The sequence below is a fragment of the Paracoccus sp. SCSIO 75233 genome (genome assembly GCF_027912675.1).
Lineage (GTDB): Bacteria > Pseudomonadota > Alphaproteobacteria > Rhodobacterales > Rhodobacteraceae > Paracoccus.
Genome location: NZ_CP115757.1, coordinates 53,254 through 77,538, shown reverse-complemented (window position 1 = coordinate 77,538; position 24,285 = coordinate 53,254). Strand labels below are relative to the sequence as shown.

Annotated in this window: 33 protein-coding genes and 1 tRNA gene; 18 read left to right on the top strand and 16 right to left on the bottom strand. The window is 61.8% G+C overall.

What is annotated here, in order from left to right; translation table 11 throughout:
- Positions 1 to 25: 25 nt before the first annotated feature.
- Positions 26 to 859 carry an SDR family oxidoreductase gene (locus tag PAF12_RS00430; RefSeq protein ID WP_271108057.1) on the top strand — a complete coding sequence of 278 codons (834 nt, stop codon included), beginning with the start codon at positions 26 to 28 and terminating at the stop codon, positions 857 to 859.
- A gap of 15 nt (positions 860 to 874) precedes the next feature.
- On the opposite strand, the gene PAF12_RS00425 is transcribed toward PAF12_RS00430, so the two are convergent.
- Positions 875 to 1,891 carry an AraC family transcriptional regulator gene (locus PAF12_RS00425; protein WP_271108056.1) on the bottom strand — a complete coding sequence of 339 codons (1,017 nt, stop codon included), beginning with the start codon at positions 1,889 to 1,891 and terminating at the stop codon, positions 875 to 877.
- A 67-nt stretch (positions 1,892 to 1,958) separates the two neighbouring features.
- On the opposite strand from PAF12_RS00425, the gene PAF12_RS00420 reads away from it, so the two are divergent.
- From PAF12_RS00420 to PAF12_RS00365, 12 genes are all read left to right on the top strand, one after another.
- Positions 1,959 to 2,324, top strand: coding sequence for a hypothetical protein (locus tag PAF12_RS00420; RefSeq protein WP_271108055.1), 366 nt, complete (start codon positions 1,959 to 1,961; stop codon positions 2,322 to 2,324).
- Positions 2,321 to 3,277 carry a hypothetical protein gene (locus tag PAF12_RS00415; RefSeq protein WP_271108054.1) on the top strand — a complete coding sequence of 319 codons (957 nt, stop codon included), beginning with the start codon at positions 2,321 to 2,323 and terminating at the stop codon, positions 3,275 to 3,277. Before PAF12_RS00420 ends, PAF12_RS00415 begins: the two co-directional genes overlap by 4 nt.
- Entirely contained in the window at positions 3,277 to 3,786 is a 510-nt protein-coding gene (locus tag PAF12_RS00410) for a hypothetical protein (protein WP_271108053.1), read from the top strand. The genes PAF12_RS00415 and PAF12_RS00410 overlap by 1 nt, the downstream gene beginning before the upstream one ends.
- A gap of 322 nt (positions 3,787 to 4,108) precedes the next feature.
- Positions 4,109 to 5,641, top strand: a complete 1,533-nt coding sequence (locus tag PAF12_RS00405; RefSeq protein ID WP_271108052.1) for a terminase large subunit — start codon at positions 4,109 to 4,111, stop codon at positions 5,639 to 5,641.
- Positions 5,632 to 5,967: an HNH endonuclease gene (locus PAF12_RS00400; RefSeq protein WP_271108051.1), complete on the top strand. Its 336-nt coding sequence runs from the start codon at positions 5,632 to 5,634 to the stop codon at positions 5,965 to 5,967. Before PAF12_RS00405 ends, PAF12_RS00400 begins: the two co-directional genes overlap by 10 nt.
- Positions 5,960 to 7,195, top strand: a complete 1,236-nt coding sequence (locus PAF12_RS00395; RefSeq protein ID WP_271108050.1) for a phage major capsid protein — start codon at positions 5,960 to 5,962, stop codon at positions 7,193 to 7,195. Before PAF12_RS00400 ends, PAF12_RS00395 begins: the two co-directional genes overlap by 8 nt.
- Before the next feature lies 1 nt (position 7,196).
- On the top strand, positions 7,197 to 7,811 hold the full coding sequence (locus tag PAF12_RS00390; protein ID WP_271108049.1) for an HK97 family phage prohead protease: 615 nt from the start codon (positions 7,197 to 7,199) through the stop codon (positions 7,809 to 7,811).
- The gene (locus tag PAF12_RS00385) at positions 7,808 to 8,395 is read left to right on the top strand and encodes a hypothetical protein (RefSeq protein WP_271108048.1); all 588 of its coding nucleotides are present in this window, start codon (positions 7,808 to 7,810) and stop codon (positions 8,393 to 8,395) included. Before PAF12_RS00390 ends, PAF12_RS00385 begins: the two co-directional genes overlap by 4 nt.
- 47 nt (positions 8,396 to 8,442) lie before the next feature.
- Positions 8,443 to 9,474 (top strand): hypothetical protein, encoded by a 1,032-nt coding sequence (locus PAF12_RS00380; RefSeq protein WP_271108047.1) that lies wholly within the window; start codon positions 8,443 to 8,445, stop codon positions 9,472 to 9,474.
- Positions 9,474 to 9,728: a hypothetical protein gene (locus PAF12_RS00375; protein WP_271108046.1), complete on the top strand. Its 255-nt coding sequence runs from the start codon at positions 9,474 to 9,476 to the stop codon at positions 9,726 to 9,728. The genes PAF12_RS00380 and PAF12_RS00375 overlap by 1 nt, the downstream gene beginning before the upstream one ends.
- A gap of 216 nt (positions 9,729 to 9,944) precedes the next feature.
- Entirely contained in the window at positions 9,945 to 10,265 is a 321-nt protein-coding gene (locus tag PAF12_RS00370) for a type II toxin-antitoxin system RelE/ParE family toxin (RefSeq protein ID WP_271108045.1), read from the top strand.
- Complete coding sequence (locus PAF12_RS00365; protein WP_271108044.1) at positions 10,262 to 10,579, top strand: DNA-binding transcriptional regulator; 318 nt, start codon at positions 10,262 to 10,264, stop codon at positions 10,577 to 10,579. The genes PAF12_RS00370 and PAF12_RS00365 overlap by 4 nt, the downstream gene beginning before the upstream one ends.
- Positions 10,580 to 10,636: 57 nt before the next feature.
- Here the strand turns inward: PAF12_RS00365 and PAF12_RS00360 are convergent, their stop codons facing one another.
- Positions 10,637 to 10,840, bottom strand: a complete 204-nt coding sequence (locus tag PAF12_RS00360; protein ID WP_271108043.1) for a hypothetical protein — start codon at positions 10,838 to 10,840, stop codon at positions 10,637 to 10,639.
- 90 nt (positions 10,841 to 10,930) lie between these two features.
- Between PAF12_RS00360 and PAF12_RS00355 the strand changes: the two genes are divergently transcribed.
- The 5 genes from PAF12_RS00355 (at position 10,931) to PAF12_RS00335 (ending at position 13,320) form a co-directional block, all read left to right on the top strand.
- Positions 10,931 to 11,107, top strand: a complete 177-nt coding sequence (locus tag PAF12_RS00355) for a hypothetical protein (protein WP_271108042.1) — start codon at positions 10,931 to 10,933, stop codon at positions 11,105 to 11,107.
- Positions 11,104 to 11,487 carry a hypothetical protein gene (locus PAF12_RS00350; protein WP_271108041.1) on the top strand — a complete coding sequence of 128 codons (384 nt, stop codon included), beginning with the start codon at positions 11,104 to 11,106 and terminating at the stop codon, positions 11,485 to 11,487. The genes PAF12_RS00355 and PAF12_RS00350 overlap by 4 nt, the downstream gene beginning before the upstream one ends.
- 138 nt (positions 11,488 to 11,625) lie before the next feature.
- Positions 11,626 to 12,108: a hypothetical protein gene (locus tag PAF12_RS00345; RefSeq protein WP_271108040.1), complete on the top strand. Its 483-nt coding sequence runs from the start codon at positions 11,626 to 11,628 to the stop codon at positions 12,106 to 12,108.
- Positions 12,109 to 12,112: 4 nt separating this feature from the next.
- Entirely contained in the window at positions 12,113 to 12,322 is a 210-nt protein-coding gene (locus tag PAF12_RS00340) for a hypothetical protein (protein ID WP_271108039.1), read from the top strand.
- Positions 12,316 to 13,320: a tyrosine recombinase XerC gene (locus tag PAF12_RS00335; RefSeq protein ID WP_271108038.1), complete on the top strand. Its 1,005-nt coding sequence runs from the start codon at positions 12,316 to 12,318 to the stop codon at positions 13,318 to 13,320. The genes PAF12_RS00340 and PAF12_RS00335 overlap by 7 nt, the downstream gene beginning before the upstream one ends.
- A gap of 80 nt (positions 13,321 to 13,400) precedes the next feature.
- Here PAF12_RS00335 and PAF12_RS00330 read toward each other — a convergent pair.
- From PAF12_RS00330 to PAF12_RS00265, 14 genes are all read right to left on the bottom strand, one after another.
- Positions 13,401 to 13,476, bottom strand: a tRNA-Phe gene (locus PAF12_RS00330).
- A 66-nt stretch (positions 13,477 to 13,542) separates the two neighbouring features.
- Positions 13,543 to 13,701, bottom strand: coding sequence for a DNA gyrase inhibitor YacG (locus PAF12_RS00325; RefSeq protein ID WP_271108037.1), 159 nt, complete (start codon positions 13,699 to 13,701; stop codon positions 13,543 to 13,545).
- Positions 13,701 to 14,744, bottom strand: coding sequence for a ribonuclease E/G (locus PAF12_RS00320; protein WP_271108036.1), 1,044 nt, complete (start codon positions 14,742 to 14,744; stop codon positions 13,701 to 13,703). The genes PAF12_RS00325 and PAF12_RS00320 overlap by 1 nt, the downstream gene beginning before the upstream one ends.
- Complete coding sequence (locus PAF12_RS00315; RefSeq protein WP_271109614.1) at positions 14,741 to 15,334, bottom strand: nucleoside triphosphate pyrophosphatase; 594 nt, start codon at positions 15,332 to 15,334, stop codon at positions 14,741 to 14,743. Before PAF12_RS00315 ends, PAF12_RS00320 begins: the two co-directional genes overlap by 4 nt.
- Before the next feature lie 99 nt (positions 15,335 to 15,433).
- Positions 15,434 to 15,652, bottom strand: a complete 219-nt coding sequence (infA, locus tag PAF12_RS00310; protein ID WP_010397442.1) for a translation initiation factor IF-1 — start codon at positions 15,650 to 15,652, stop codon at positions 15,434 to 15,436.
- A 197-nt stretch (positions 15,653 to 15,849) separates the two neighbouring features.
- Positions 15,850 to 17,076, bottom strand: coding sequence for a FliM/FliN family flagellar motor switch protein (locus PAF12_RS00305; protein ID WP_271108035.1), 1,227 nt, complete (start codon positions 17,074 to 17,076; stop codon positions 15,850 to 15,852).
- Between the two features lie 59 nt (positions 17,077 to 17,135).
- Positions 17,136 to 19,781, bottom strand: coding sequence for an ATP-binding protein (locus PAF12_RS00300; protein WP_271108034.1), 2,646 nt, complete (start codon positions 19,779 to 19,781; stop codon positions 17,136 to 17,138).
- On the bottom strand, positions 19,771 to 20,034 hold the full coding sequence (locus PAF12_RS00295; RefSeq protein ID WP_271108033.1) for a hypothetical protein: 264 nt from the start codon (positions 20,032 to 20,034) through the stop codon (positions 19,771 to 19,773). The genes PAF12_RS00300 and PAF12_RS00295 overlap by 11 nt, the downstream gene beginning before the upstream one ends.
- On the bottom strand, positions 20,031 to 20,408 hold the full coding sequence (locus tag PAF12_RS00290) for a response regulator transcription factor (protein ID WP_271108032.1): 378 nt from the start codon (positions 20,406 to 20,408) through the stop codon (positions 20,031 to 20,033). Before PAF12_RS00290 ends, PAF12_RS00295 begins: the two co-directional genes overlap by 4 nt.
- A gap of 44 nt (positions 20,409 to 20,452) precedes the next feature.
- Entirely contained in the window at positions 20,453 to 21,700 is a 1,248-nt protein-coding gene (locus tag PAF12_RS00285) for a short-chain fatty acyl-CoA regulator family protein (protein WP_271108031.1), read from the bottom strand.
- 75 nt (positions 21,701 to 21,775) lie between these two features.
- Positions 21,776 to 22,618, bottom strand: coding sequence for an ATP-binding protein (locus PAF12_RS00280; protein WP_271108030.1), 843 nt, complete (start codon positions 22,616 to 22,618; stop codon positions 21,776 to 21,778).
- Positions 22,611 to 23,465: a twin-arginine translocase subunit TatC gene (gene tatC / locus PAF12_RS00275; RefSeq protein WP_271108029.1), complete on the bottom strand. Its 855-nt coding sequence runs from the start codon at positions 23,463 to 23,465 to the stop codon at positions 22,611 to 22,613. The genes PAF12_RS00280 and tatC overlap by 8 nt, the downstream gene beginning before the upstream one ends.
- A 1-nt stretch (position 23,466) precedes the next feature.
- Positions 23,467 to 23,925, bottom strand: a complete 459-nt coding sequence (gene tatB, locus PAF12_RS00270; RefSeq protein WP_271108028.1) for a Sec-independent protein translocase protein TatB — start codon at positions 23,923 to 23,925, stop codon at positions 23,467 to 23,469.
- A gap of 49 nt (positions 23,926 to 23,974) precedes the next feature.
- Complete coding sequence (locus PAF12_RS00265) at positions 23,975 to 24,229, bottom strand: twin-arginine translocase TatA/TatE family subunit (RefSeq protein WP_271108027.1); 255 nt, start codon at positions 24,227 to 24,229, stop codon at positions 23,975 to 23,977.
- Positions 24,230 to 24,285 lie beyond the last annotated feature (56 nt).

Sequence of the window (24,285 nt, the reverse complement as noted above, 5' to 3'; positions counted from 1 at the left end):
ACCCGAAAAACTGGAGGAGAGAGAAATGAGTAAACTGGATTTCAAAGGCAAGCATGTGGTCATCACCGGCGGCAACTCCGGCCTTGGGCTGGCGCTTGCCACGGCGCTGGCGAAAGACGGCGCAAGGCTGACGCTGATGGCACGCAATGCCGCGAAGCTTGAAACGGCGGCGGCTGATATCACGGCAGCGCATCCGGGCGCGGTCGTGCAGACGCAGAGCCTTGATGTGACTGACGAGGCGGCGGCGGCCAAAGCCATGAATGCGGCTGCCGAGGCACAGGGCGGGATCGACGCCCTGATCAACAATGCCGGTATTCTGCGGGAAGGCTATTTCCAGAACCTCGCGGCAGAGGATTTTCGGCAGGTCATGGAAATCAACTATTTCGGCGTGCTGAACGCAACCCGCGCCGCGCTGCCGCATCTGCAGAAATCAAAGGGCCGGCTTATCAACGTGGCCTCGGTCGCCGGGCTTGTCGGGGCGTTCGGATATACCCCTTATTGCGCCTCCAAACACGCGCTTGTCGGACTGACCTCCTGCCTGCGCTACGAATTGGAGCCAATGGGCATCACCGTCCAGTTGGTCTGCCCCGCCGAATTCGATTCGCCGATGGTTGACGAGCTGGACAAGAGCCGCACGCCGGAAAACCGCGCCCATGTCCTGACCATTCCGAAATCGACGATGGACGGGATTGTGGCCGGGGTCATGAAGGGGCTGACAACCGATCGCTACGAAATCGTGCCGACCGGCATGGCGCGCGCAGCAGTGAAGGCCTCGCGGCTTGCACCGGGCATGCTACGCCGGGCCGGTAACAAGGCAATCGCGAAGGTGTATCAGGGACCGGCGGCATCCAGCCTGTAGGTTCTAGGCGTCGCCTCAGCTCGCCTCCTGCATGCCGATCACACGCTGGCGATAGGAGAGCGGTGCATGCCCGTACCATCTGAGGAATGCCCGCGAAAAAACGGCCTGATGCGCGTAACCAAGCGCATCGGCCACATCCGACAGCGGCATCCGGGTCATCGTCACCAGCGACATCGCCCGCTCGCGCCGCCATTCGTCGACCAGTTCGCGGAAGGATGTCCCCTCAGCCTTCAGGCGCCGCTGCAGGCTGCGCGGCTCCATCCGAAGCGCGTGCGCGACACTTTCCAGCGTGCATTCCGCCAGCTCCATCTGCCGCGCGATTTCGTTACGCGCCACGTCAGAAATTCGCCTGCTCGCGCTCGCCCGCTCGGTCGACAGATAGCGCTGGATGATGGCGTGATAGGCCGTATCGCTACGTTCAAGCTCCAGATCCAGAACCGCGCGATCGAAATAAAGCGCCGTCCGCTCGACCCCGAAACGGACCGGACAGGCGAACAGGGCCTCCGCCGTACGCCTTGTGCCGCCATCCTCCTCGCTGAAGGTCGCCTCCAGAAACTGCACCGGATGACCAGCCGCCTGCTCGATCACATTGCGCGACACGGCCAGCGCCAGCATGATATATTGCCGTGCGGATTGCGGCTGGCTGCGCACCGACAGGATAAGCGCCGCCACGTCGTCCTGCTCCTCAAGCGAGGCGACCAGCATATTCGTATACACGACCAGATTATCGAGTATCGCCAAAACCGCGTTCCGGAAATTACGCTCCATCCGGGTGACCAGCGCCACGGGTCCAAGGATTTCGAGGTGATGATAGGGCGCCATCCGAAACCCCAGATCGGGTAAACGCCAGAGTTCAGCACAATGCTCTAAAAGGCGGCAATAAGCTGAAAAATCGATCAGCTCCTCCGCTTTGCCCAGCAAGGCCGGATCCAACCCCACATCCGTCAGCACAGCCCGCAGATCGCCGCCATGCTGCGCCGCCAACTCTCTCAACCCAGTGAGACTACGCGCCCGGATATATTGTCTGGTCACCCCCGCCCTCCCCGCGTCAGCTCCCTTAAACGATCATTCTTGCACAATTTTTAGGCGACTGCGAGGATTGAGTCGTGGTGACCCATTCGCAAAGCCCATGACACCCGGGAGCGTTAGCGGAATTAAGGAAATAAAGGGGAAATCATGGTGCCCGGAGGCGGATTCGAACCACCGACACGCGGATTTTCAATCCAAAGAACAATCACAATATAACAAACACATAGACCTAAAAAAGTATCAGGACAAAGCGGGAACCTCCGCAGAACCTGATACCTCCGCATCTAGCACTGATCTGACAGCAAATGAAAACCCCGGCGCGCTGGCGGGCGCAACCGGGGCTGATGTGCAGAGCACTGAAATCACCTACGACCATACCGCATTCGTGGAGTCACGTCACCCCATAATCGCCCTTCATTGGGGGATTGCGGCATGAGCGATCTGGACATCATCAACGCCACCCTGTTCGCAGAAAATCAGGCTGGCCCGAAAAAACGCAACCGGGGCTATATCGAGGATTACAAGCCAAGCACCAAGACCCGCGCGCTGCTGGAACAGGTGCAGGCCGTTCTGGACGAATACAGCGAATACTGGCCTCTGACCTGTCGCCAGATATTCTATCGCCTGGTCGGCGCACATGGCTATCACAAGACGGAGGCGGCTTATGGTCGCCTCTGCCACCACCTTGCCAATGCCCGCCGGGGCAAGGTGATCCCCTTCGACGCGATCCGGGATGACGGGCTAACCACCTACAGCCTTGGGCATTTCGAGGACAGGGATGACTTTATTCGCCATGTGCGCGGGCTGGGCAGGCAATACAAGCGCAACCGGCTGGCTGCGCAGGAACACCATATTGAAGTCTGGTGTGAGGCGGCGGGGATGCTGCGACAGCTTCACCGTGTCGCTGAGTGGTATTCGGTGCCGGTTTATTCATCGGGCGGCTTCGACAGCCTGACCGCGAAGAAAAACCTGTCTGACCGTATATGCGAATTCGGCAAGCCTGCCATCATCCTGCATCTTGGCGACTACGATCCCAGCGGGGAATCTATTTTCAACGCAGTTGCCGATGACGTGGCCGCATTCGTGGAAGCAGATCGGCCATGGGGCACGATTACTGTCGAGTTCGAGCGGATCGCTCTGACCGCTGAACAGGTTGCTGAATACGATCTGCCGACCGCCCCGGCGAAAGCCTCTGACAGCCGTGCCAAGGGCTGGAAGGGCGGCACCTGCCAGCTTGAAGCGCTGTCGCCCGACCAGATCGCTGAAATCCTGAAAGAGGCAATCGAGCGCCGGATTAATTGGACGCAGTTCTGCGAGGACTTGGACGCTCAAGACCGCGAGCGCGAGGAAATCCAGACTCTGCTTCTGCCAGCACCGGGGGCCGTGTGATGGGACGTGATAAGCGCAACGAGCAACGCGGCGAGAAGGCAACCATGCTGCGCCTGTCCATGATGCAGACGCCTGCATGGCGGGCGCTGTCACCCACGGCGCAGGCGCTCTACGTCTGGATCAAGCACGAGTGGCGCGGGTCCAAGTTCAACAACAACGGTAAGCTGCGCCTGTCTGTGCGGCAGGCGGCTGAGTGTATGGGGTGTGCCAACAACACTGCAATGCGCGGCTTCCAAGACTTGCAAGCCAAGGGGTTCATCATCCAGACCGAAGGCGCATGTCTCGGCGTCGAGGGACAGGGGAAAGCCCCGGCCTATGAGCTGACCGAGATCAACCCGGCAGGCGTCCAAGGTCCGGGCAAGCAGTGGTTCCTGAACTGGTCGGAAGGTCACGACTTCCCGGTGAAGATGGCCGTCACACAAGCACGCCGTGGGGGCAAAACGAAAACAAAACCCCGTCTCAATAATGAAGACAGCACTGTCGTAATTTTGGAGACGAAACGCAAATGACCTGTCTTAAAAATGAAGACACCCTGTCGTCAAAATTGAGACGAAACCCGCCTATTCAGGCCGTTGCCTGTCTTAATAATTGCGACATCCTTAATAGCCATGGGGTGGCGGTCGGGGGCGAGGCGGACGCCTCCCACAGAACCCCTTTCATCAACAGAGCTAAGCGGTCTGGCCGTCCGGTAGTCATCCACGAACGGACGGGCGGACAGGCCGCGTGGTTGGCGCTTCGTGCTCTGGTCCCAATGGTCGGCTTTGGGAGGGGGATACACACCGCGGGGCGGGGTGTTCCTTTCTCTCTCCCGAAAAAAATCCGGGGGGTGGCATGAGCAGACCTTCCAAACTTGCTGCATCGGCGCTGGATTTCCTTGGCAGTCTGACGATCCCTGAGGGCAAACTTGCCGGGCGTCCGATGAAACTGGCGAAGTATCAGCGGAAATTCGTCTGCGGATCACTGGCACCGGGCGTTATGGTCGGGGTGCTGTCGATCGGTCGCGGCAACGCCAAGACGGCGCTGTCTGCCGGGCTGTCGCTGGGTCATCTGGTCGGGGCGTGGGATAACCAGCCGAAACGCGAGATCATCTTCGCCGCCCGAAATCGAGATCAGGCGAAGACGGCATTTCAGTTTCTGGTCGGCTTCATTGAAGGGCTGCCCGAGGAAGAACAAGAACTGTTCACGATCCGGCGCGGGTCGAAACTGGAAGTCGAGTACGAGGGCAACGGCGGCGGGCTGGCGAGGGTCATCGCAGCCGATGGCAAATCCATCCTTGGCGGCGCTCCGACGCTGGCGGTCATGGATGAACGGGCGGCTTGGGAACGCGAGAAAGGCGACAATCTCGAAAACGCCATCCTGTCGGGTCTGGGCAAGCGCGATGGTCGGGCGCTGATTATCTCCACGTCTGCGCCTGATGACAGCAACACGTTCAGCCGCTGGTTGGATGAACCGCCACCCGGCACCTATGTGCAGGAACATCGCCCCGCGTTCGGTCTGCCCGCCGATGATCTGGATTCGTTGCTGGAAGCCAATCCCGGCGCGAAAGAGGGCATCGGCTCATCGCCCGAATGGCTGGTCGCACAAGCCCGTCGCGCGATTGCACGGGGCGGATCGGCACTGTCGAGTTTCAGGAATCTCAACCGCAATGAACGGGTCAGCACCGAGGATCGCAGCGTTCTGGTCACGGTTGACGAATGGCTGGCATCCGAAGTTGATCCCGATGATCTGCCGCCCCGTGACGGTCCTGTTGTTCTGGGCGTTGATCTGGGCGGGTCGCGGTCCATGTCGGCAGCGGCGTTCTACTGGCCACATACCGGACGGCTGGAAGCGGTCGGCACCTTCCCCGGCAATCCGTCGCTGGCGAACCGGGGCGCGGCTGATGGCGTCTCTGGTCGCTATGTCGAGATGCAGGAACGCGGCGAGTTGTTCACGCTGGGTGATGCGACGGTGCCGCCGGGACCGTGGCTGGCTGAGATCGTCAAGCGGCTGGACGGCATCACCCCCGCCTGCATCTGTGGCGACCGTTTCCGTCACGCTGAATTCGCCGAGGCGATGGACAAGGCCGGTCTGGGCCGGGTGCCGTTCATCTGGCGCGGGTTCGGGTGGAAAGACGGCTCCGAAGACATTGAGAGATTCAGGCGGGCGCTGTTTGACGGCGAGGTCAAAGGCGTGCCGTCGCTGCTGCTGAGATCGGCCATGTCTGACGCAATCACGCTGATAGACCCGGCGGGCAATGCCAAGCTGGCGAAGTCGCGTTCTCTGGGCCGGATTGATGCCACGGCAGCAACGGTTCTGGCAGTCGCACAGGGTCAGAGGATGATTGCCCGCCCCGAGGGTAAACGGAGGGCTGCGCAATGGCTCTGAAACGCTATGACCGCTTTTCTGCATCGGTGATCCGCTCTGCCCGCTGGAAGGGTGTGAGGCAACAGGCCAAGCGCCGGGACGGCTGGAAATGCGTCCAGTGCGGGGCGCAGGGCCGTCTTGAGGTCGATCACATTATTCCGGTCAGGGATGCGCCCGAACGCGCCTTCGATCTGACCAATCTGCAAACGCTCTGCCCGTCCTGTCATTCGCGGAAAACGCGGATTGAGGTCGGCATGGGGCAAGAGAATCCCGCCCGTGAGGCGTGGAAAAAGGCTGTCAGGGAACTGACGGCGAAACTTTCGAGCAAAAGAGGTAATCATGCTTGATTCTGTGAAAATCAGCCGCCGTCAATCTGAGATACGGCAATCGCTGTCTGAACTGGTCGGGAAAGAAAAACCGACCGAAGACGAAACCCGTTCCATGACCGATTTGGACGCGGAATATCGCTCCAATGAAACCCGCTATCGCGCGGCGCTCATTGCCGAGGATACCGAACGCCGCGAGGCTGGCGAAGAACTGGAAACCCGGTCGGATCGTGAATGGTCGGACCTGATGGGCAAATTCGAGATGCGTCAGGTTGCCTTCGCGCTTGATGAAGGCCGGATGCTGGATGGTGCCACGAAAGAGATCGTGGACGAAATGCGCTCCAAGGGCGGTTATCAGGGCATCCCGGTTCCCTTCGAGGCGCTGGAAACCCGCGCGGGCGAAACCGTATCCGGGTCCGATCTGGTCAATCCGAAGGCGATCCGCCCGACCATTGACCGCATCTTCCCCGGCTCTGTCGCGGAAAAGATCGGGGTGCAGCGCATCCAGATTGCGCAGGGTGAATTGGCTTTCCCGGTCGCCACGTCTGGCGCCGTGTTTGGCTGGCAGACGGATGAGCTGTCGAATGTCGGGGCGGCAAACCCCTACCAGACGACCGAACGCAGCCTGACCCCGGATCACACCGGCGGTGCGCAGATGACCATCACCCGCAAGGCGCTGAAACAGGCGGGCGCGGGTCTGGAAGCCGCTATTCGCCGCGACATGAACGCGGTGATCGGGACCGAACTTGACCGGGTGGTCATCAACGGATCGGGTGCCACGGGTGAACCGCTGGGCATCATCCCCGGCGCAGCGACCTATGGCATCACCGAAACGGCGGTCGGGGCCGCGGCGACTTGGGCCGCGTTCCGGGCCGAGGTGGTGGCCTTCATGGAGGCGAACGCGATCACTTCCGCATCGCAGGTCAATCTGGCCTTCACGCCCGCGATCTGGGCCGATCTGGACGACGCCCTGATTGCAGGCACGGCTGTGTCGGAATGGGACCGGCTGGTCAAGCATGTCGGCACCCCGGCAACCAGCAACGTGATCCCGGACGATACCGCGCTGATGACCGCGAATGTGCAGGGCATCGCGCCGGGTTATCTGGGCCTTTATGGCGGCGTTGACTTGATCCGCGATCCCTACACGAAAGCGGCTTCCGGTTCGCTGGTGCTGACGGGTCTGGTCACGGCGGATTTTGTCGTCCCGCGTGGTCTGCAAACCCGCATCCTGACCGGGCTGGCTGCGTAATATGGACGCCGCCACCTATGAAGGCGGACTTGAACTGCGGGCGTCGGGCGATGGTTCCCGGCGTCTGCGGGGTAAGTTTCCGTATCGGTCCCGTGCCGTCATGCATAGCGGCGGCAAGGGGCAGCGTCCACGCAAGGAAGAATTCGCGCCGGGGGCTTTCAGCTTCGCGGTCGATGATCCCGAGCGTGAAATTCACCTACTGGTCGGGCACAGTTTTGACCGCCCGCTGGCGTCTAAAAAGGCCGGAACGCTGATCTTCAATGACACGCCCGAGGCTCTGCTGTTCGAGGCTGAACTGACGCTTGAAATTCAGCGAACGTCGTGGGTTCAGGACTTCTTGGCAGCGTTCGCGGCGGGACTGATTACCGGACTGTCGCCGGGGTTCAGGGTCGCGCCTATCGAGGGTGCGGAGGAGACCACGGAGGAAGACCCGGCAGAGGGCAATGCGCTCATTCGGCTGTTGCTGGCGGTGGTGTTGTTTGAATTCTCACTGGTCACGCGGCCCGCATACGACGCAACTGAAGCCGACTTGCGCAACTGGAAGCCGACCGATGGCGGCGTGCTGCTGCCCGAAAACCCGCCTGTCAGGCAGGCTTTGAACAGGTGGAGGGCATGATGGAGTTGATGCGCGAAATCGAGGAACAACCGGAAAGCTGGCCTGAAATCACCGATGGGCTGCTGATCCCGGATATGCCACACAGCCGGGCCGAATACGACGCCGGCCTGCCGTGGGTCTGGCAGCGTATCGAGGCATATTGCTGCGACCGCTGGACGCCGCGCAGCGTGGTCTGGATGGTGCAGGGTTCGGGCGAATGGCAGATGCCCCTGCGCCCGGCTGTGGTGGTCTCTGTGCATGGCTGGACCGGCTCTGACTGGTCGGAAGCCGACTACAAGGTCACACCGTGGGGCGGGCTGTATCTCAACCATGATGCGAACCGGATCACTGCCACGGTCGGCGCAGATAATGCCCCGCCGCCTGCGGTCACAAAGGCCGTCACCCGTCTGGCGAATTACCTGTCGCAACAGGTGAACCGAAACGATCCCGACCTATGGGCGACATCAATGAACTGGACACGGGTTGCCGATGAAGACGGAGAACAGACGAATGAAGGTTACACGCGCAAGGCGGATTACATCGCCAAGGCTCTGCAATACTCTGGCGCTGCTGATCTGCTGCGCCCCTATCGGAGGGTGAAATAATGGGATTCATGGATCTGTTCAGGCGCAAATCGGCAAACATTGCCGATATGGAAAAGCGCGCTGTGGCGATGGGCTACACGTCCGATCTGATCGCCGCCCGTGCCGAATGGCTGGCAGGCGGTTCCGGCGTTGGCGAGTTGACCGCGACCGTTCAGGGCTGCGTGAGCCTCTGGGAAGGTGCCTTCGCTTTGGCTGACGTGGACGGCACCACCTTGTTGAACCGGCGCAACATGGCGTTGTTCGCGCGGATGCTGGCGCTGCGTGGCGAGGCGGTCTTCGTGATCCGGGGTGATCGGCTCTTGCCGGTCACGGATTGGGACATCAAGACCCGGCAGGGCATCCCGTCCGCCTATCGGGTAAGTATCTCCGAAGTTGGCGGCGGGCTGTCAGAAACCGTCCTGGCACCCGAGGTGCTGCATGTCTGCATCGGATCATCGGCAGCGGCACCTTGGGCCGGAACATCGCCCCTGCACCGGGCGTCTTTGACGGCGGAACTGCTGCAAGAAGTCGAGACCGCCTTGCGGGACGTGTATCGGGATTCGCCAATCGGGTCGCAGATCGTACCATATCCTGAAAGCCAAGAGGATGACCTGACCACACTGGCGCGGGGGTTCCGTGGACGCCGGGGCCGGATCATGATGCGCGAATCCGTGAACGTCGCTGCGGCGGGCGGACCTGTCCCGGCGCAGGATTGGCGGGCATCGGGCGTCACCCCGGATATTCAGGGCGTCATGCCCCGTGAGACGCTCACAGCGGCCCGTGGGGCGATCATGGCGTCCTATGGGGTGTTGCCTGCTTTGTTTGCAGAGAATGCGCAGGGACCGCTTGTCAGGGAAGCACAACGTCATCTGGCGCAGATCGTGCTGCAACCCGTCGCAATGCTGCTGGCAGAGGAAGCTTCGCAGAAAATCGGGCCTGCCGTAAAAATCGACATCGTGCGACCTGCGCAGGCGTTCGACGCGGGCGGCAAGGCGCGGGCATTGGCAACGATGGTGGAGGCGATGGCGCGGGCGAAAGAGGCCGGACTGGAAGCGGCAACGCTCAAGGATGCCGAAAGCTTTATCGACTGGGCGGACTGATGGACGCCGCCGATATCGAGATCACCGAAATCCGGTTTAAGCCTGAGGAGAAGCCGACATTCGGGCGCACGGTTGTCATGCGCTTTGACGCAAAAGTGCATGGCATACTACTGCGCAACTGCGCCCTGATACATCGCGAGGATAAAGGATTTGAAGTGTGGGGGCCGTCGAGGAAGTTTGTGCAGGTGCCGTCCAAGCTGCGCAATGCGATCAAGTCCGTGGCGCGGCCGCTTTATTTCGAGGCGCAGGAATAGGCCGGGGGTGGCCGTGCTGCCCCCGGTTTTTGGATACTTAAATGCCGTGTGTAGCTCAGAGTGCGGCACATAAACCTCACATTAATCACTTATATATTATCGCTATTGCCGCCTATGCACCTTAGGCGTATATGTAAGTTACGCAGTTACTGGGGAACGCGAATGCATACGGTTCTTGAGACGCCCACGTATGTTAGAGCCGCTGACGATGCGGGGATGACCGAGGAAGATAGGCATAGATTGTCTGTCTTTCTCTCTCAGAACCCGGACGCTGGCGATCTAATTCAGGGAACGGGCGGCGCAAGAAAACTGCGCATTCCGCTCAAAGGTAAGGGCAAAAGCGGTGGAGCAAGGGTCGTCACTTACTTCGCTGGGGACGATGTTCCAGTCTTCCTTTTGGATGTGTATTCAAAGGGAGATAAGATCAATTTGACGAAGGCGGAACGGAATGAAATGAGGGTTATCTTGGCTGATCTGGCCGAAGCCTATCGGGATGGTGTTAAGGTAAAAACGAAGAGAATCGGGGATGCATCATGACCAAAGCTGGTGAAAGACTTATCGGGGCAGCGCGCGAGGCGCTGGCTATTGCCCGCAATGAAGCGGCTCCTGCTGGCTCGTTCATTCCTGCTGACATCGACGTGCGGGCCATCCGCAACAAGACAAAGCTATCGCAGGAGGACTTCGCCGCTGTGTTCGGATTTTCTGTGTTCCAGATCCGGCAGTGGGAGCAACACCGTAGCCGTCCGCTCGGTGGCGTCAGGGCCTACCTGATGCTGATCAACGGCCATTCCGAGGAGCTTGTGAAGATGCTCCATGACATGGCGAAAGCGCGTCAAGAGGAGGCCGCTTAACTGAAAGCTAGACCATAATCGTGGTTTCAGGCCCTGCCATTGGTGGGGCCTTTTCTTTTACTGGTGCCGCCCTTTCCATTCTTCCATCAAACGCCGGATCATCTCAGGCCGCGACGGTTCCGGGTCCAACTTTGTGCGCTGTTCGTCCAGCCAGTCGAGTTGATCGGGCGCGAGCCGCACAGTGATGGGCGTCGAATCGACCCGAGGTCTACCCATTTTTTTCTTTTTACTTTCCGACATTGAATAGTCCTTGACGCTCACCACTTGTTAATGCCAGAAAGTAAGCAGGCTGACAAGGTGTCCTACCACCTGCCAGCCCTAACCGAAACGCTAACCTTGGGAGTTTAGCGAATGGCTACGCATACTCATACACCGCCCGGCATATCTGACGCCAGCTTGCATGTGATCCGTGACATGATCCTTCTGGCGCTGGATGCGACCGACCCTGAGAGGCTGACGGCGGAGAGCCTCACCGAAGCCCGCCACGCGATGATTGAAGCGTTGGACGTGGTGGAGGGCGCAGCATGATCCCCGAATTTCCGAAGACCGTTGCCGACCGCATGGCCCAGTTCTGCGAACATTATGATGTGGAGCCGTGTAAGCTGCGTTACACTAACCGCTCAACCGACAGTATCGTCATGAGCGATGAACTGCTGGCATGGCATGTCAAGAACGGCGCAAGTCTGGACTGGATATGCACCGGCAGCGTCACCCCCATGATGACCGCCTATCGCAACAACGATCTGCGGCAACAGCGCGCAAGGGATACCTTTCGGCACCTGACCGATTCAGAGGCGGCGGCAATGCTGTTCGTTCTCAAGGCCGTTCTGGACGATGGGCTTGAACTGGAACCGGCGCTTGAATTGTGGAAGGCCGAATGCGCCAAGCGCCGGGAAGAAGCTGCGTGACAGCACCACCCCCGGCTGCGTTGCGTGGTCGGGGGTGGTGAAACACTATTGACCGAGGCGCATAGCCACGGTATATACGAGGCACATAGCCACGGTTCAGTAGAAATGAAGAGACCAGAGTTCGCAGGAGTGCCGCATATGACCCCAGCCAAGTTGGCGGAGGTCACAGGATTGTCTGCGGATATGCAGCGGGATTGGCGGAGAAGGGGCTATATCACCTTGGGAACGATGCAGCCGAATGGCCGGTGGTTGTATGATTGGTATGACGCCTTTTGCATCTATCTGATTCGCAAGCTGTATGACGCGGGTTGTGAGTTGCCGCGCGCCAATCTCTTTTCGGCATCGATCCACAAACAGGTTCTCATGAATGCGTGCCACATACGCGCGCCCGAAGCATTTGGCCCGCAGCGACGCTTCATTCGTATGCAAATTGACCCGCGCGGTCGGGCAGAGGATGGTCACTGGCTCGGCATAACTTTTGACAGCCTTAATGGGATTGAGGCAAAGGGTTTCGCCTTTGTAGTCGATTGCGAGCAACTGGCCCGAGAAATTCCGGAATCCCTCGATCCCGTGATCGAGCATCTGATCGCCGTGGCACGCGGCGAGGATGTTGAAGGCTAAGTCCATGAAAGCACCCCGTCCCATTTTTGCCAGCGAAACGACCGCCGCCAAGCTTCTGGATATGAAGCCGGGCGAGTTTCGTTCGCTGGTGGAGGCGGGACATCTGCCGCGTGGTCGCGAGATCGCCCCCGGCATGGTGCGCTGGTCGGTTGATGAAATGCAGCAAATCGCCAGCGGGCAGGCGGTCAACGGGATGGGTGGTGTGCAATGGTGAAGCCGAAGAAATACATCTGGCGTCATCCCTCTGGCCGCGTCTACTTCCGCAAGACCGGCATGAAGCTGATCCCCATGCAGGCACCGGAGGGCACCGAAGCTTTTGATCGCCAGTATTGGGAAACCCTGACTGGCAAACTCATGCAGGCCAAGACCTCGTGGAACGCCCTGATGGACGACTACCTCACGTCTGACCGCTGGACCGGCCTCAAGCCGCGCACCCGGTCGGATTATAACAAGGTGATGGAGTACCTGCGCGAGAAGATCGGCACGCGCGATGTCAAGGCGCTGACCCGCAGTGACGTTATCGCAGCGCAGAAGGCAAATGCGCATCGGACTCGGTTTGCAAACTACATTCCGCAGATGCTTGTTGTTCTCTGCGAGCACGCAATTGATCTGGGCTGGATCGAGCACAACCCCGCGAAGGGCGTCCGCGCTCTCAAGACCCCCGAGGACCGCAAGAAGCAGCATGTGCCGTGGCCTAACTGGGCTGTGGACAAGTTTCGAGCGGAGGCTGCGCCCCTGCCCCGCCTGATCTTTGAAATCGGCGTCGGCACCGTCCAGCGGCCCAGCGACTGGTTGTTGTTCACTTGGGGCGACTATGACGGCGACACGCTGAAACTGCGCCAAGGCAAGACAGACAAGCCGCTTATCCTTCCCTGCACCGATCAGCTTACAGCGGCACTGGAACGGGCTAAGCGCGCTCTGGGAGTGACGCCGATAGCGGCACGCCGCATCCTGACCCAGCCGAACGGCAACCCGATGACCTATTTCTATATGGCGAAGATCATGCGGAAAGAACGCCTTCGCCTCGGGCTGGAAGCCTATGACCTCCACGCCCTTCGCTATCGCGCGATCAAGGAACTGGCTTGGGACGGCTGCGACGACAAAGAGATTGCCGCCTACAGCGGTCACGCGACCGAGGCCATGATTCGTAAGTATGCAGGCGAGGCGCGGCAGGAAATGCGGGCACGTCAGGCGCGGGAGAAACGCCGGTGAACGGAACAAGATCAGAACGTGAAACTGATACCCTGAGTGATACCCAGAAAGGAGTAGTTATAGCTATGTCATTGAAATCATGGTGCCCGGAGGCGGATTCGAACCACCGACACGCGGATTTTCAATCCGCTGCTCTACCAACTGAGCTATCCGGGCACGCCAGCCTTAGCCGGAGTGGGCTGTATTTACGCAAGCCGTTTGTCGGTGTCCAGACCGAAAACGTCATTCATCGTCTTTGCTTTCTTCCGGTGCGGCGCGCTCACCGGGGATGACGTAATCGCCGCGCAGCCAATGTGCCAGATCGACATCGGCGCAGCGTTTCGAACAGAACGGACGATATGCGGCGGCGGTCGGCTTGTTGCAGATCGGGCAGCGGGACATCAGCTATCCCCCATGAACAGGCTCAGGGGGATCCGGTCGCGCTTGCGGCTCAGCTCATACAGGCCCATCGTGGTCCAGCCCGACAGCACGGTGTCCGGGCCGTCGCTGCGGAAGGCTTTTTTCAGTTCCTGCTCCAGCGTCCCGCGGTCGCGCTTCGGGATCGGCGCGAAATCGACGACCACCTGCCCACCCAGTCCGCGCAGACGAAGCTGACGCGGCAGGTCACGCGCCGCGGCGATATTCGCCTTGAGCGACGCGGCAGGCGATGCGTCAGGGCCGGTATTGACGTCCACGGAAACCAGCGCCCGGGTCGGCTCGATGACGGCGAAGGCCCCGCCCGGCAGGCTGAAGCGCGGATCGGAGAGCGCATTTATCGCGTCGAGCACATCGTCGGGCAGAACATCGTCATATTCCTCAACGGCATCCGGGGGCGGATCGGCCCAGTCACGCCATGCGGTCTCGGACGGCTCCGGCGCGTCAAGCAACAATTCCGGCGCACCGTTGATATCCGCCGAGATCGCGTCGGCGATGGCGATGGAGCTTGTCAGTTCCTCGGCAATCTCGGCGTCGTCGGCGTGTTCCGCCGCGCTGCGCAGGATCGCACCCGAATCCCGGCCCTGCAGCGCGTCATCGCCCAAAGCCTGCAAGGCATTGCGCCGATCCGCATCCCTGATGGCGCGGGAGATATTCGCACCGGGCCGCCCCGGCGTGACAATGGCGAAGCGGCCCCGGATCAGCAGCTTCGAACTCAGCGGGATGGCCTTTCCGGGTTCGGCGACGCCGCTGACCTGAACCAGCACAGACTGGCCTTCAGCAAGGCCGGATCGGGCGCGCAGATAGCCGCTTTGGCCATCGGGGAGCGTGACGAACACGCCGCCCTGACCCTTCATCAGCCGGTTCACCCGCCCGCGCAGGATCGCGCCGGGGGCAAAAGGCACCAACTCACCCGGATCGATTTCGAGTTCATCGATACGCCCGTCGACCATCATCACGGCCGCCTCACGCCCGCCGAACTGGCCCAGAATAATCTGGCGGCCCTTCATACTGCTTCCCCCTGAATCTGACCGCTGTCTTCCGCCGCCTGCAAGAGTATCGCGGTTTCGGCAAGCGGCAGCCCGACCACGGCGGTATAGGACCCGCTCATCCAGCTTACAAATGCGCCCGCGCGGCCCTGAATGCCATAGCCGCCAGCCTTGCCCCGCCATTCATCGGAGGCAATGTAGTCCGCGATATCCCGCCCGCTCAGCAGACGAAGCTTCACCGTGCTGGACACCAGACGGGACCACTGGCGCTCGCCCCGGCGCAGTGCAACCGCCGTCATGACCCGATGCCTGCGCCCGGACAAAAGCCGCAGAAAAGCTTCCGCTTCTGCCGTATCCGCAGGCTTACCGAGGATGCGCCTGCCCGCCGTCACAACCGTATCGGCAGTCAGGACGATGTCGTCATCGCCCGATGGCACCGCACGCATCTTCTCACACGCCATGCGCAGCACATAGTCCCCGGGAACCTCGTCGCGAAGCGGGGTTTCGTCAATATCGGCGGGGCGCACATCGTCAGGCGTCACCCCGATCTGGGCGAGAAGTTCCAACCGGCGCGGGCTGGCCGATCCCAGTATCAGCCGGGGTTTCGGCATTTCGGTCATCGCAAATTCGCCCCTGCCCCTAGCTGCCTGATCGTGCGGACGGCGATTGCCATCCCCCGACATCGGCCGCACCCGGCATCACATGCCGGATCACTTGAAGCGGTAGTTGATCCGCCCCTTGGTCAGATCATAGGTGTTCATTTCCACCTGAACCTTGTCGCCGGCGAGGACACGGATACGGTTTTTCCGCATCTTTCCTGCCATATGCGCGATGATTTCATGGCCGTTTTCCAGCTCGACCCGAAATGTCGCATTAGGCAGGAGTTCCTTCACGACGCCGGGAAATTCGAGCATTTCTTCCTTGGCCATGTTCACTCCTTGGTAGCGCGCCTTTCTTCGGCGCAGGCGATGGTTAGATGCGTCCGGGACAGTTGGTTTTCAAGCGGAAAAGCACGGTCGACCGCTTTTTATGGCGTTCGCGTGACAAAACTAGCGCGCTTGGCCGGGCTTGTCCGATGCCGCCCTGCCAGCTTGCAACGCAAAACTGACCGGCTGCGATTCTCGGGTCAATCGGCAAGGATGTTCAGCGGTAATCCAATGACTTCGCCCCGATCTTCGGCGGCCCCCGGTGCCGGCTCAGCGTCCATTTGCGCAGCTGCGGAACTCCCTTGCGCATCCCCGTTGCGGAACGAATCGTCATGATCGAGATCACCGATGGGCGGCTCAGCGGTTTCCGTATCCGGGAAGTCGTCTGCAATCAGGCTTTCCTCGAACAGGTTCGCGCCGCTGCCGACCATATCCGAGGCATCCGGCATGGTTGTCGCACCGACATCGCCCACGGCGCGGATACGCATCGCGTGGCTGCCATGCAATTTCCCCAGACGTCCCCGTAATACCGGCATACCGGACGCTGTTTCGAGGCTGAGCAGATCAATCGCATCGCGTGGCAGCGATATCAGCGAACCCGGTTTCACCTGCTTCAACTCACGCAACGGAATGCGCCGCCGGCACAGAACGGCACGCAGCGTGATCGGTGCCGACCTGACAGCCCGGGCGAGGGTTCCCGTTACAAGGCTTGGTTGATCGCCGTGCCGGAGTTCGTCGCTTGCATGCGGCCTTTGTGGTGGCGGGACGTCGCATCCGCCGGGCAGAAAACACGTCAGCGCGCAATCCCGCACGCCGCCCTCACCGGCGCGAAACGCCACACGGATGGTTCTGTAGCCGATATCCTCAAGCATCAGTTCAAGCGGTCGCGCATCCTCCAGAAAGCTGGCGAAACGAAACCTGCCGAGCGTCTGATCCCCGCCATTCGCGGTCATTTCCGTCGATAATTCAGCCAACAGGATATTGACGAAATCGGCACAGATCGAAGCATCTGTCCGCGTCGCCCGACGTATTCGCGGAGGATGTGGCAGAACCCGGCCCAAAGACTGGCTTTCGATTACCGACGCCAGCAGGGCACCGCAAAGCGCAACCACGCCGAGCGCGCCGTGCTGGTCCTCGACAACAAGGATCAGGGGCGCATCGGGCAGAAGCTCCGGCATTTCGGCCAGCGTGGATTGACCGATCCGCACCGCCGTCGGCAGGACCGGCATTCTGCAGGCCCGCTGCGCCGCGCGACCAACGGCAATTGCCGCCGCCCTGTCCGGCGTCTGCCGGGGCACGATCACCGGCGGGGAGATATCCGCGGCACGGGATTTCACACGCGCCAGATATTGCCGCAGCACCCCTGTCGCCTCGCCCATAGGCGACACCGCATGTTCTGGCGCTTCACTGATCGCCGCTTTTACCATGCCTGACCCGAATCGTTTCCGCTCTGCCGCAGATTGTCACGGAGCCGTTGCAGTTTGGTTTACGCGCGCGTTTCGGCGCCTGAAAACCCCGGCGGGCGCAGCGGCAGTTCCAGCCGGAACGCAGCCCCGTCCTGCCCCGGCAGGTAGGTGATCGAGCCACCAAGCGCCGTCATCACCTCACGCGAAATCGCCAGCCCCAGCCCCGCCCCGCCAGCCCGTGCAGGATCATTGAGGCGGGAAAATTTCTCGAACACCAGATCCTGCTTGTCCGCAGGGATACCTTCGCCATTATCCATGACGTCGATCCGGGTCACGGACGGCATCCGCCTGACGCGGATGGTCAGGATGGGGCGCTCCGCCACGCAGTATTTCCGCGCATTGCCGATCAGGTTGATGAGCACCTGCAAAAGCCGGTCGGCATCGGTAATCACCATCAGATGCTCGGACGGGATATCGCGATCTATCGTCAAATCACGCGCATTACCGGTCGCCGAGCTGGCCTCGATCGCGCGCGAGATCAGGTCATGCAGATTGGTGACCGATGGCGAGAGCGTCCCACGCCCGCTTTCCAGCACCGACAGATCGAGCAGATCGTCCAGCAGCCGGGTCAGCCGCGTTGCCTCATCATGGATAATGCCGGCGAAACGGGCGCGCTCCTCATCGGAAATATCGGGCAGCTTCAGCAATTCCGAAAACGCCCGGACCGAGGTCATCGGTGTACGCAATTCGTGACTGATCTGGCCCAGAAACGCGTCCTTCTGTTTCGACAATGTAGTCAGCCGGTCATTCGCCTCACGCAGTCGGCGCGCGGTTCGGGACAGCTCATCGGTGTCGTCCTTGAGTTGCCGCGCCTGTGCCTTGGCCCGCTGCGCTTCGCCAGCGACGGCCATCAGCTCGGCCATTGTGGTCGGGCGCTGCCCGGCAAACTGGGCCAGCATCGCATGCGCCGTGGCAGAGCCGACGGCGCTGGCCAGCCTGCGTTCCAGCCGCGACAGGAAGCCGGTGCTGACATCGGGGAGGAAGCCGGATTTGCCCTGTCGTTCGGCCTCTGCCCGGAACAGCCGCAACGCCTCCTCCCCGCCCCACACGCGACGGGCGAGCGCCAGAAGCGCCTCCGCCCGGGCGGCGCTGTTGCCACGCGGGCCATGCGACAGGGCAGCGGTTTCGGGCGAGACGACATGAACGAAGGACAACCCCTGCAACCGCTCCTCCGGGTCGGGCAGCGTCAGCAGCGACACGCAGGTGAAAAGCGTGATGTTCAGGCCAAGCGAAATGAAAATCGCCGCTGCCAGAGGGTCAACCGATCCGAAGGAGGCGGTCGGCAGCACACCAAGCGACGGCAGAAACACCAGCACCAGCCAGACGGCAGCACCCGCGACAATCCCGGCATACGCCCCTATCCGCGTCGCACCACGCCAGACCAGCCCGCCCAGCATCGCGGGCAGAAGCTGCGCGACGCCGACGAAGGCCACCGTCCCCATTGTGGCAAGCGCCTGACCGCCGCCCGAGGATCGGTAGGCCGCGCCCAGCCCGATAACCACAAGAATGGCGATCCGGCGGGAGGCGATCAGCGGCCCGCGCAGATCGGCCTGCGCCATATCATCCGTCTCCCGCCGTCGAAGCCGCAGCAGAAACGGCACCAGCCAGTGGTTCGAGATCATCGTCGCCAGCGCAATTGCACTGATGATGACCATCGAGGTCGCGGAACTCAGCCCGCCAAGGAAAACCAGCAAGGCGAGGCTGTCCCGCCCCTGCGACAAGGGCAGATGCAGCACATAGAGATCGGGCGAAATATCCGGCGGCAGCAACTCACGCCCGATGACCGCAATTGGCAGCACGAAAAGCGACATCACCATTAGATAGGTCGGAAACGCCCACGCGGCGGAGGCGAGCGGTTTTTCGTCCGCAGGCTCGATCACCAGCACCTGAAACATGCGTGGCAGGGTCAGGACGGCAGCGGCAGAGACCATGATCAGCGCCGTCCAGCGGTCGGGCCGCAGCATCCACCCGGCAGCATCGGGCGCGGCTGCACGCGCGGCGATGCGTGCCAGAACGTCAACCGGCCCATCCGCCAGCCCCCAGACAACCCAAACGCCGAGCGCGATGAACGCCAGCAGCTTCACAACCGCCTCAACCGCAATCGCCATGACGACACCGTGATGGCGCTCATCCGCAGCGAGGTTCCGCGTCCCGAACAGGATCGCAAACCCCGCCAGCCCAAGCGTCACCCACATATCCAGCGGCCCGGGCAGCACGTCCCCGGACCCGAACGCCGCGAAGGACAGCGAGATGGACTGAAGCTGAAGCGCTAGATAGGGCGTCGCGGCGATCAGGGCGATCAGCGTGATCAGCGCCGCCAGCGTGTTGGATTTGCCATAGCGCGCCGAGATCAGGTCGGCGACCGAGGTGACACGATGCATCCGTGCGACCTGCACCAGTCGCCGCAAACCCCACCAGCTTCCCGCCAGAACCAGCGTCGGACCCAGATAGATCGTGGCGAATTCCAGCCCCGACCTGCTGGCATAGCCGACCGCGCCGTAAAACGTCCATGCCGTGCAATAGACGGACAACGACAGGGTGAAGATGATCGGGCTGTCGGTCCATCCCGTGCGCCCTCGTGCCGCTGCCCGGTCTGCCGCCCATGCGACTGCAAACAGGAACCCGACATAAAGAAGCGCCGCGACCGCGAGCGCGTCAAAGCTCATCCGGCGGTGCCTTCTGGCCGGGCGCTTTCGCCAGCAGCCGGTGAATGATGGCCGACATGACAATAATCGCCAGCCAAAGCGAGAACAGCCAGACCATTCCCCCGGCCCCCGAGACGGTCACAGGCAGCAGCCAGACCGGCACCAGCACCGCCAACACGGCAAAGATAGGCAACAGCCGCGCCGCGTCCTCCAACCGGCGGCGGCGATAGGCAGTGCGTTCCAGAAATATCGGGCGGTCGGGTGGCAGGCTCATCGCGGCAGGCCCAGCATATCGGCGACGATCCGGCGCAGTTCGGCATTGTCGAAAGGCTTCGCGAGCACCCGGTCAGCCGCGCAAGGCTCAATCCCGGTCCGGCCTGTCGTGCCGCGTGCGGTCAGAAGCAGCACCGGGGTTTTGGCCAGCGACGGGTCCGCCCGCAGCGCCTGCAATATCTCAAGCCCCGACCGGGTCGGCAGCATCACATCGAGGATCACCAGCTTCGGGCGCAGTTCCCGCACGCGGGCCATCGCCTCGCCCCCCTCCGGCCAATGGGCGATCTGCCAGCCGTCGCGGGACAGAATGAACTCGACCGCCGCAGCGATATTGGCCTCATCCTCGACCAGCAGAATGTCGGTTTCAGACGACATGCCGTTCCTCCCTCACACCGGATTAGGCACAGCCGCAGCACTTGTCAAAGCGGTTGCGTGTCGACTGTCGCCAATGCCTGAAGGATCGACGGCACCCGTCGGGCGGGGCAAGCCGCGCGCGGGCAGATGCGGCAGGTCGGGCCGACGGATATTGCAGACTTGGCGGATTCGGGATCGGGACGCAGCAACATCACCGACCGGCTCAGAACAGGGCCCGCCAGATCACCCGCAGGCAGCCGCACCGCGACGGCAATCGCATGCAGGCGAAGCCCGGTTTCGGTCTCCACCACACGGGCGACAGGTGCTCCGGGCTGGGCCAGCGCCTCGAATATCGGCAGCATGGCACAGGGCTCGCCCGGACGGGCCGGGTCCATCCCCCGTGCCGGACGCCGGAAGATCACCCCGCCCGCGCCGTCGCAGATCATCAGCCCGGACTCAGGCTCAACGGCGGCAAGCCGGCGCAGCACCAGATCAAGCGGCAGGCCGAGACCCGCCGAAAGCGTCACCGGATCCGCCCCCGCAGCACCTTCCAATGCGGCATCGGGCAAGGCGGCGCGATCCGCCCGCTCCGCCTCACGCCATCGCCGCGCCAACTGCCGCGCCGCATCCGAGACGAGGCCATCTTCCGGGCAGTCCCGAGCGATCCAGTTTTCGAATTCTTCCTGCGGGGTCAGCAGCCCCGCATCCTCCTCGAAACTGTCGAGATAGGCGACCAGCGCCTGCGCCGTCACGGAAAGCCGCTGGCTGTCCTGATCGAGATTGCCGTGAAATCTGGCGCGCCACGCATCCTCCATCTTCGGTTCATGCACGAGGATCGAGGCCGTCGAACGAAGCGAGGTCACCGCCGACAGAACCTCATGCAGCGTATCCAGCAGATAGGGGTTCTGCGTCATCCGGTCGGACATGTCGGCAAGTCGGCGGGTCTGCGCCTCCGTCTGTTGGGAAAGGGCCACGACCATGCTCGCCCAGCCGGGCAGCCGGGTGGCGAATTCCGCGACACGGCCCTCCTCGACAGCGATGTCGGCGCTTGCTGACGCCGCCAGCCGCAGCCCTGCCAACAGGCTGTCCTCCCGCCCGGTATCAAGCTCCGCCTCGTTGGTGCCGAGCGCATCGGCCAGTTTCCCGCGCAGCTTGTCGGTCAGATTGCGCCGGTCATGTTCGATAAGGTTCAGGTAAGCAGGCGAAATCCCTGCCGCGCGCGCCAGTTCCGCCTGCGTTCGGCCAAGCGACAGCCGCCGCTCCCGGATGCGGGTTCCGGCAGGGACACGGGGCGTGGCGTTTTGCTGGCTCATCTTTACATGAAGCCTGACGCAGTCAGCCCGCGCAACCCCATTCCCTGAAGGGAAATTTACGGAACGAAGGAAACTTTACAAAGAAACCCCGTGACGACCGGCCAGATCGGTAAAGAACTGCCACGCCACACGACCGGAGCGCGCACCACGCGTCGCCTGCCACTCGATCGCCTCAGAATGAAGCTGATCGGGATCGACATTCAGACCCGCGGCGTCGCAGTATCCCCGGATCATCTCCAGATATTCGTCCTGCCCGCAGGGGTGGAACCCGAGCCACAGGCCGAAACGATCCGACAGCGAGACTTTCTCCTCGACCGCCTCGCCCGGATGAATGGCCGTCGAACGCTCATTCTCGATCATATCGCGTGGCATCAGATGGCGACGGTTCGAGGTTGCGTAGAGGATCACGTTATCGGGCCGCCCGGCCACGCCGCCATCCAGAACCGCTTTCAACGACTTATATTGCGTATCGTCATGGCTGAACGACAGGTCATCTGCAAACAGCAGGAAGCGCTTGTCCTTGGCGCCGCCCAGAACCGACAGCAGCCTGCCGACACTGCCGAGTTCCTCGCGCGCGATTTCGACCAAGACCAGCGGCAGTCCTTGCGCCACGGCCTCGGCATGGGCGGCTTTCACCAGCGAGGATTTCCCCATCCCGCGCGCACCCCAAAGCAACGCGTTATTCGCCGCATGTCCACGCGCGAATTGCAGCGTATTGGCCAGCAGAATGTCGCGGGCGCGGTCGATACCGACCAGACGCGCCAGTTCGACGCGATTGACCTTCGCCACCGGCTCCAGCCGGTCGGGGTCCGTGTGCCAGATATAGGCGTCCGCCTCGGCAAAGCTTGGTGCAGGTGCGGGCGCGGGCGCAAGACGCTCCAGCGCCTCGGCGATACGGGTCAGTGTCTGGTCATTCATCTTCGTCAAGCAGCCCTTGCGCGCGCAATTCCTCGTCGCGGCGTTTTTCGATCCGGCGGACAAGCTGGATGGAAATCTCGTACAAGCCATAGACGACCACAAACAGCACGATCTGGCTGATGACATCAGGCGGCGTCACGATCGCCGCCAGCACGAGGATCAGCAGCAGGGCATATTTCCGCATGCTGCTTAGCCCGTCGGCGGAGACCAGACCTGCCTTGCCCATCAAGGTCAGCGCCACCGGCAACTGGAATGACAGGCCGAAGGCGAGAATGAATTTCGTGGTCAGGGCGAGATATTCGCTCACCGAGCCCTGAAACACGATCCCCGCCATTGCCGTATTCTCAGCCGGGGCCTGCGGGTCATCAGGCAGCGTCAGCGGACCCTGCTGGAAGCCCAGGAAGAAATCATAGGCCATCGGCAGGATGATATAATAGGCGAAGGCCGCGCCGAGGAAGAACATCGCGGGCGATGCCAAGAGGAACGGCAGGAAGGCCTGTTTTTCACTGCGGTAAAGCCCGGGCGCGACGAAACGCCAAAGCTGGAAGGCGATGATCGGAAAGGCCAGAATGAACCCGCCGAGGAAGCTGATCTGGATGGCGACGAAGAACCCTTCCTGCAATTTCAGCAGGATCAGCCCGCATTCCTGACCGCGTGAATCAAGTGCCGAGCAGATCGGGCGGGTCAGGTAGTTATAGATCGGGTTCCAGACCGTATAGCAAAGCACCATCGCCACGACGAAGGCCAGCACCGACCAGATCAGCCTTGTCCGCAACTCGGACAGATGCTCGATCAGCGGGGCAGAGCTGTCGTCGATTTCATCCCTTGGATCGGTGCCGGAACTCACGTCAGACGTCCTTTGCGTCGCTGCGCCGGATCGCGTGCAGACGCCGCTGACCCGCAGATTCGGTTGTGTTCTCCGCAACCTCTATCGGCGCGGATGCGGGCGTCTTGCCATCGGCAGGTGCAGGGTCCGCGACCGCCGGGTCCGGCTTCGCCGGTGCGCGCGCAGACGGCATCTTGGGATCCCATTTCTCGAACCGGTCGGCGGCGCGGTCGAGCGCGTCGACGCCAAGCGAGCGCTTCGATGTCATCTTGCGCACGTCGTTCAGCGATTTCGATGCCTCATCCAGCCCCGATTCGCGGGCCGCATCCTCCATCGCCGACGAAAACTCACGCGCCATCGACCTCACCTTGCCGGTGATCCGTCCGAGCGCGCGGAACATATGCGGCAGATCGCGCGGACCGACAACGATCAGCGCCACCACACCAACAAGCAGCAGTTCGCTCCAGCCGATATCCAGCATCAGGCGCCTCTAAGGCAAAACGTTGCGAAACGAGCGGCGTTCAGCCGGCTCAGGCGCGGGTCTGGTCGTCCGGCGTCACGTCGCGCAGCTTTTCATCGCGCTTGGCCTCTTCCAGCTTCATCTCGTCGGTCAGTTCGCGACCTGCGGATTCGGCCTCTTCGCTGCCTTCCTTGACGCCCTTCTTGAACGAGCTGATGCCCTTGCCAACCTCACCCATCAGTGAGGAAACCTTGCCCCGCCCGAACAGGACGAGCACAACGACGGCGATCAGCAGAAGGCCAGGAAGGCCGATGTTATTCAGCATGTCTAGCTCCCTTCCGGGCAAGGATGGCCCGGTGACGCATCACATCTAGGGTGTTC

Excerpts from the sequence above, each read along its gene's own strand:
- PAF12_RS00430 (WP_271108057.1), top strand. The coding sequence starts at position 26 with ATGAGTAAACTGGATTTCAAAGGCAAGCATGTGGTCATCACCGGCGGC.
- PAF12_RS00415 (WP_271108054.1), top strand. The coding sequence starts at position 2,321 with ATGAGCGATCTGGACATCATCAACGCCACCCTGTTCGCAGAAAATCAG.
- PAF12_RS00410 (WP_271108053.1), top strand. The coding sequence starts at position 3,277 with ATGGGACGTGATAAGCGCAACGAGCAACGCGGCGAGAAGGCAACCATG.
- PAF12_RS00405 (WP_271108052.1), top strand. The coding sequence starts at position 4,109 with ATGAGCAGACCTTCCAAACTTGCTGCATCGGCGCTGGATTTCCTTGGC.
- PAF12_RS00400 (WP_271108051.1), top strand. The coding sequence starts at position 5,632 with ATGGCTCTGAAACGCTATGACCGCTTTTCTGCATCGGTGATCCGCTCT.
- PAF12_RS00395 (WP_271108050.1), top strand. The coding sequence starts at position 5,960 with ATGCTTGATTCTGTGAAAATCAGCCGCCGTCAATCTGAGATACGGCAA.
- PAF12_RS00390 (WP_271108049.1), top strand. The coding sequence starts at position 7,197 with ATGGACGCCGCCACCTATGAAGGCGGACTTGAACTGCGGGCGTCGGGC.
- PAF12_RS00385 (WP_271108048.1), top strand. The coding sequence starts at position 7,808 with ATGATGGAGTTGATGCGCGAAATCGAGGAACAACCGGAAAGCTGGCCT.
- PAF12_RS00380 (WP_271108047.1), top strand. The coding sequence starts at position 8,443 with ATGGAAAAGCGCGCTGTGGCGATGGGCTACACGTCCGATCTGATCGCC.
- PAF12_RS00375 (WP_271108046.1), top strand. The coding sequence starts at position 9,474 with ATGGACGCCGCCGATATCGAGATCACCGAAATCCGGTTTAAGCCTGAG.
- PAF12_RS00370 (WP_271108045.1), top strand. The coding sequence starts at position 9,945 with ATGACCGAGGAAGATAGGCATAGATTGTCTGTCTTTCTCTCTCAGAAC.
- PAF12_RS00365 (WP_271108044.1), top strand. The coding sequence starts at position 10,262 with ATGACCAAAGCTGGTGAAAGACTTATCGGGGCAGCGCGCGAGGCGCTG.
- PAF12_RS00355 (WP_271108042.1), top strand. The coding sequence starts at position 10,931 with ATGGCTACGCATACTCATACACCGCCCGGCATATCTGACGCCAGCTTG.
- PAF12_RS00350 (WP_271108041.1), top strand. The coding sequence starts at position 11,104 with ATGATCCCCGAATTTCCGAAGACCGTTGCCGACCGCATGGCCCAGTTC.
- PAF12_RS00345 (WP_271108040.1), top strand. The coding sequence starts at position 11,626 with ATGACCCCAGCCAAGTTGGCGGAGGTCACAGGATTGTCTGCGGATATG.
- PAF12_RS00340 (WP_271108039.1), top strand. The coding sequence starts at position 12,113 with ATGAAAGCACCCCGTCCCATTTTTGCCAGCGAAACGACCGCCGCCAAG.
- PAF12_RS00335 (WP_271108038.1), top strand. The coding sequence starts at position 12,316 with ATGGTGAAGCCGAAGAAATACATCTGGCGTCATCCCTCTGGCCGCGTC.
- PAF12_RS00325 (WP_271108037.1), bottom strand. The coding sequence starts at position 13,701 with ATGTCCCGCTGCCCGATCTGCAACAAGCCGACCGCCGCCGCATATCGT.
- PAF12_RS00320 (WP_271108036.1), bottom strand. The coding sequence starts at position 14,744 with ATGAAGGGCCGCCAGATTATTCTGGGCCAGTTCGGCGGGCGTGAGGCG.
- PAF12_RS00315 (WP_271109614.1), bottom strand. The coding sequence starts at position 15,334 with ATGCCGAAACCCCGGCTGATACTGGGATCGGCCAGCCCGCGCCGGTTG.
- infA (WP_010397442.1), bottom strand. The coding sequence starts at position 15,652 with ATGGCCAAGGAAGAAATGCTCGAATTTCCCGGCGTCGTGAAGGAACTC.
- PAF12_RS00305 (WP_271108035.1), bottom strand. The coding sequence starts at position 17,076 with ATGGTAAAAGCGGCGATCAGTGAAGCGCCAGAACATGCGGTGTCGCCT.
- PAF12_RS00300 (WP_271108034.1), bottom strand. The coding sequence starts at position 19,781 with ATGAGCTTTGACGCGCTCGCGGTCGCGGCGCTTCTTTATGTCGGGTTC.
- PAF12_RS00295 (WP_271108033.1), bottom strand. The coding sequence starts at position 20,034 with ATGAGCCTGCCACCCGACCGCCCGATATTTCTGGAACGCACTGCCTAT.
- PAF12_RS00290 (WP_271108032.1), bottom strand. The coding sequence starts at position 20,408 with ATGTCGTCTGAAACCGACATTCTGCTGGTCGAGGATGAGGCCAATATC.
- PAF12_RS00285 (WP_271108031.1), bottom strand. The coding sequence starts at position 21,700 with ATGAGCCAGCAAAACGCCACGCCCCGTGTCCCTGCCGGAACCCGCATC.
- PAF12_RS00280 (WP_271108030.1), bottom strand. The coding sequence starts at position 22,618 with ATGAATGACCAGACACTGACCCGTATCGCCGAGGCGCTGGAGCGTCTT.
- tatB (WP_271108028.1), bottom strand. The coding sequence starts at position 23,925 with ATGCTGGATATCGGCTGGAGCGAACTGCTGCTTGTTGGTGTGGTGGCG.
- PAF12_RS00265 (WP_271108027.1), bottom strand. The coding sequence starts at position 24,229 with ATGCTGAATAACATCGGCCTTCCTGGCCTTCTGCTGATCGCCGTCGTT.